This is a genomic window from Micromonospora sp. NPDC050200, from assembly GCF_040656135.1.
In the GTDB taxonomy this organism is placed as follows: domain Bacteria; phylum Actinomycetota; class Actinomycetes; order Mycobacteriales; family Micromonosporaceae; genus Micromonospora.
Genome location: NZ_JBFALG010000144.1, coordinates 1 through 4909 on the forward strand (window position 1 = coordinate 1; position 4909 = coordinate 4909).

Consider the following 4909-nt stretch of genomic DNA (forward strand, 5'->3'; position numbering starts at 1 on the left):
GTCTGGATCAACCCACCCGAACCAGCAGCCGACGATCAACCAATGCCACAAGCGGCGTAACACCCGCTGGCCTCACCGGCCTTGACAAGTTCCGTACGAACAAAGCCCGCCCCGGGTCGTCCACGACCTGGCCGGGCGCCGCCGCCGGCCGACGCCGGTCGGCGCGACCGCGCTCATGGCTGCGGAGCGTACGGGATGCGTGACCGTGCTGCGGCTGGCGCGGACAGTGATCGAGCGGCCTTCCGAAGGCTCCGCCTGCGGGGAGGAGCGCTACCTGACCTACTGATCGGCTCTGCTCAGATCTGGGCTCAACGAGTCGGTGCCGTCATCGAGGTCACCGACGAGCGAGTCCGGGGCACGCATGCGCCACGCGTCGGTGACGAGCTCCTTCAAACGATGGACGCTTACCTGCGTCAACCGCAGCATGACCAAGGGCAACCCGTCATAGGCCGCCGTGGTGAAGAAGAGCTCGGGTTCGCCGAGGAGTAGCGCCTGCTTCTCCGCTTCGTCCCCGACGTATAGCACCGCGATATCGGTCCGGATGAGGCGCGACGTACCGGGTCTGCGCTCGGGGTAGGACCAGACGAAGCCTTTGTCGGCGACCCGGAAGTCGAAGCCGTCACTGTCGATCTCGACCACGTGAGGCAGCGCCAGCGCCAGGTGACGGACGTCGCCGGCGTTAGCCATCGAGGTCGCTCCAGAACACCGCCCCCTGCATCCGTACAGCCTAACCACCGCGCCGCTCCGCCTGCCCACAGGACTCGACAGCGAAGACGACCCCCGGTAGCGACAGAGCCACCTGCGGACCGCGCAGAATCAACAGCATTCATCTGCCGGGCGAGGCGAGTCGTCTCGCAGGCCCTCAACGATTGTCTCCAGCAGGGAGAAGGAATGAGCGCGCGAAGAAGCTTTCGTCGTCCAGTTCGGTGCACGGCGACTGGCCATGTTTTACACGGTGACCAGCCAGCGCGCCCGCCGGGCTCGCAAGGTCCTGAGCCGCCCGCTGCCCGCTGCCCGCTGCCACGCTGGCGCGATCCTGGACCGGTGGGTGAACTTCGCGGTAATAGGCGGCGAGTACCGAGACTTCGTCCGTGGCCGCCAGGAAGGACATCGGACTAGTGATCCGGTTTGGACACGGCGACCCGCAGGGATATGGGGGAGCAGGATGGGAGCAGCGGGGTGCGCTCAACGGCCCGCAACTGCACCCAACCGCGCTGAACTGCACTCAACCGCACCGGCTCCCACCTGCAGCTTCCAGTTTCCGCAGGTCAGAGGCGGTGCGGCGTCCCAGTTCACACGCAGTGCTCAGCGGTTTTGAGTAGCAGTCGACGGTGTTCTATGTCGCCTGGCAGGGGAGTATCCGCAGGTCAGGACGGTAAGGAACTTGCCGGTGATCAAGCCTTGCAGGTGGGTGCAGATTGGGTGCAGGTTGGCGAAGTGGTCACCGCGTCCGAAGTGCTCACCGAGGCCGGGCCGGGGACGACGCCCTGACCTGCGGTGATGTCGGCGAGCGGGTCGGCGTGACCTCCCAGAGAACACCGAAGAGGTCACTGGTTCGATCCCAGTATCGCCCACCATCGAAGTAACGCAAAAGAGCCACCCTCGGAAGAGGGTGGCTCTTGCATCGCGCACCACAGTCGACAAGGGATCGCGTCGGTTGGGCTATCTCCGCCGCTTCGGCACAAGTTGAACCTCGGGCCTGGCGCTGCAAGATCGTCGTCGGATCCGTGTCGGCGAGTTACGAACCACGGCTCTGTGAGGTCCAGGGCTGCTCCGCTCGCCGTCGGATGGCAAGCTCGTGTCTCGTGATCGATGATTTCGCTAAGGACTATCTGCACGGCCAGCTCAGGTCGATACGTCAGGCGCTGATCTGGAAGCTCGGTGGGGACGCCGTGAGATATCCGGATCTCGTGGAGGTTCGCCCGTGAGGGCGGTCATCGTCGCGGCCGCGGTCGCGTTCCTCATCTCCCTGTTCGGCACGCCGGTGGCGATTCGCGTCTTTACCGCGCTCAAGGCCGGCCAGCCGATCCGATCCATCGGGCTCGCCAGCAACCAGGGCAAGAAGGGCACGCCCACGATGGGCGGCGTCGTCTTCATCGTGGCGACCGTCTTCGCCTACGTCGCAGGGCATATTGCCCTGACCACCCTGCCCGAGCGGCAGATCGCGCAGGAGGGGCCGACCATGACGGCCCTGGTGCTGCTCGGGCTGTTCGTCTTCTGCGGCGCGGTCGGCTTTTTCGACGACTTCCTCAAGGTGCTCCGGCGCAACTCCGACGGACTGTCCGCCAAAGGCAAGCTGCTCGGCCAGGCGCTCGTCGGCGGCGGGTTCGGCATCGCCGCGCTCTACGTGCCGAGCACCAACGGCCAGACCGTGGCCAGCGAGCACATCTCGCTCATCCGCGACATCAGCTGGCTGAACGTCGGCAAGGTCGGCGCGGTCATGGTCATCGTCTTCGTGATCACGGCGATGTCCAACGGCGTGAACCTCACCGACGGCCTCGACGGCCTGGCCACCGGCGCGTCGATCCTGGTGCTCGGCGCGTACGCGCTGATCGGCTTCTGGCAGTACCGGCACTGGTGCGCCGACGACGCGTACGCCCGCGTGAACGACTACTGCTACCAGGTCCGGGATCCCCTGGAGATCGCCATGATCGCGGCGGCGGCGGCCGGCGCCTGCGTGGGCTTCCTGTGGTGGAACACGTCCCCGGCGCGGATCTTCATGGGTGACGTGGGCTCGCTCGGGCTCGGCGCCCTGATCGGCGGGCTCGCGGTGGCAACCCGCACCACGCTGCTTTCGATCATGATCGGCGGGCTCTTCGTCATCATCACGACGACCTGGGTGATCCAGATCGTCTCGTTCCGGACCACCGGTAGACGTGTCTTCCGGATGGTGCCGTTGCACCACCACTTCGAGTTGGCCGGATGGAGCGAGGTCAATATTGTGGTCCGGTTTTGGATCGTGGCCGGCGTCTGCGTGGCGGTCGGCCTGGGCCTGTTCTACTCGGATTTCTTGGCGGTCGTTGGATAAAAGCCACGCGACAAGCCTGTGTTGTGCCACCGATGGTGATCCGCCGGGCAGCCTGGTTCCCCACCGGGGTGCCAGCGTCTGGCAGCAGCATTGCCTAAGCCGGTCGCGGCCAGACCCCTCGGTCGCTGTGTCAGCAAGAAGTCAGCAAGAGGTCTGCCGTCATCCATCACGGGGCGACCTCCGGCGGCGGCTGGAGCGCACGCGACGACATCACGTGGTATCGGCTGTGAACTGGCGACAGGCGAGATCGACGTTCACACCGAAGATGTCACTGGTTCGATCCCAGTATCGTCCACCCAGGTAGAGGCCCTGATCACATCGATGATCAGGGCCTCTTTCCATTCCTGAGCTTGTGATTAAACCTTTTGTTGCTTGTTGTGGTTGGTTGTCGCGTTCTGGTGTTGGGTCTTGCCGACCGGCGGGTGTGTTCTGACGTGCTTGTTCCGGGAGCCCGGCGGGCGTCCCGGGCCTGGTCGGGTGGGTTTCGGTGCACCGGCCGGCTGGGTGAGTCTCGGGCGGATGTTACGAAACCCGCGCCGGACCCGGGCCGGAGTCAGCCGTCCGGGTTTGGCCGGCGGACGTTCCCAGGGGCGGCGCAGGTCGGTGGTGAGATCGCGGGCTAACCGTAGTTGGGTATGCGCGGCGATGATCAGCCAGGTCCACCGGTCGGCGGTCTGCGGATCCCGTAGCCGTGGTCGGGTCCATCCGAGGGTCTGCTTGAACAGCCGGAACGTGTGCTCCACATCGAAACGACGCAGGTACGCCTGCCAGATCCGATCCACCTCGGACGCGGTCAGCCCCGTCGCGGAGGCCCACAGCCACACCGGTTTCGGGTGCCGTTCTCCGGGCAGCCGGTCCACACGTAGCCGGATGGCGGTGCCCTCAATGATCGGCAACTGTCCCACATGCTCGGCCCACCCGCTGCGGCGGGCCGGCCTCGGGTGCGCCCGGTCCCACGCGTCGGCGAACGCCGTACCGTAGCGGGTGGTCTCACTGATCGTGGCGACGGCAGGGTCCGGATGCCCTGCCGGTTCGTCGAGGTCGAGGACCCCGCCGTGCCGGGCCGGGCGTCCGACCTGCCCGGGCACCGGGACCGGGGCGGGTAAGTACAGGACCCGGTCCGAACGCAGCCGCCCCACGAGATCCACGGGGAGATCGCGCAGCAGCCACGCCAGACGGGTCACGTCGTAGCCGGCGTCGAACACGATCAAGACCCGCGGGTCGCCGTCACACCACCGCCCGTGCTCACGCAGCCGGTCGATAACGTCACGGACCTGGACGGCGGTCACCGTGGTGGCGTCCTCGAGCGGCCCTATCCGCACCACATCCAGCACCGCGGTCCAGCTCGAACGCCCGGTCTCCAACGCGGCGACGAACGAATACGCCCAACCCGGGATCATCTGCGCGGCATTGCGCCCACGGCCGTACACATGGCAGAACGAGCGGTCCGCCGCGGTCCCGGCGTCCGGGCGTAACCACGCACTGACATCGACCGTCAACACGATCCGCCCGTCCCGGTCACGAGGCAACGGCAACCCGATAACCGCCCGCCGTAACCGATCCACCTCGACGACCCCGTTGTTCACCGCGTCGTACAACGCGCCGTGACCACGGTGATGCTCCGCTGCCAGGGACAACCCGACCAGGCTCGTGACCGGCCCGTCGGTGCACAACACCGCGTCCGACAGCTCGAACAAGGCATCCGCCCGGCGGCGCAGCGACGCGTAAAAGTCCTGCCGGAACTCCGACAACTCCCCGAACACAGCACTCCGACCGGCATCGTTCACACTGAGGCTATCCGCGCAACGCTCTGAGTGCGGAGCGTGCTGCCCGGAATGAGTTGCAACAGGCGGGAATCGCCTGGATGAGTGCGTGAGAGGT

4 protein-coding genes are annotated in these 4909 nt (G+C 66.4%); 1 reads left to right on the plus strand and 3 read right to left on the minus strand.

Annotation, left to right across the window (positions count from 1 at the left end):
* Nucleotides 1-279 precede the first annotated feature (279 nt).
* Nucleotides 280-687, minus strand: coding sequence for a hypothetical protein (locus AB0I41_RS34835; protein WP_357115622.1), 408 nt, complete (start codon nucleotides 685-687; stop codon nucleotides 280-282).
* 175 nt (nucleotides 688-862) lie between these two features.
* Complete coding sequence (locus AB0I41_RS34840; RefSeq protein ID WP_357115625.1) at nucleotides 863-1111, minus strand: hypothetical protein; 249 nt, start codon at nucleotides 1109-1111, stop codon at nucleotides 863-865.
* Nucleotides 1112-1924: 813 nt separating this feature from the next.
* Here AB0I41_RS34840 and mraY point away from each other — a divergent pair.
* Complete coding sequence (gene mraY, locus AB0I41_RS34845) at nucleotides 1925-3028, plus strand: phospho-N-acetylmuramoyl-pentapeptide-transferase (protein ID WP_357115628.1); 1104 nt, start codon at nucleotides 1925-1927, stop codon at nucleotides 3026-3028.
* A gap of 356 nt (nucleotides 3029-3384) precedes the next feature.
* Here the strand turns inward: mraY and AB0I41_RS34850 are convergent, their stop codons facing one another.
* A complete protein-coding gene (locus AB0I41_RS34850; RefSeq protein WP_357115631.1) occupies nucleotides 3385-4815 on the minus strand; it encodes an NF041680 family putative transposase in 1431 nt (476 codons plus the stop codon).
* Nucleotides 4816-4909 lie beyond the last annotated feature (94 nt).

Bases quoted from the DNA above. Each gene is read 5' to 3' on its own strand.
- AB0I41_RS34835 (WP_357115622.1), bottom strand. From the start codon at position 687: ATGGCTAACGCCGGCGACGTCCGTCACCTGGCGCTGGCGCTGCCTCAC.
- AB0I41_RS34840 (WP_357115625.1), bottom strand. From the start codon at position 1,111: ATGTCCTTCCTGGCGGCCACGGACGAAGTCTCGGTACTCGCCGCCTAT.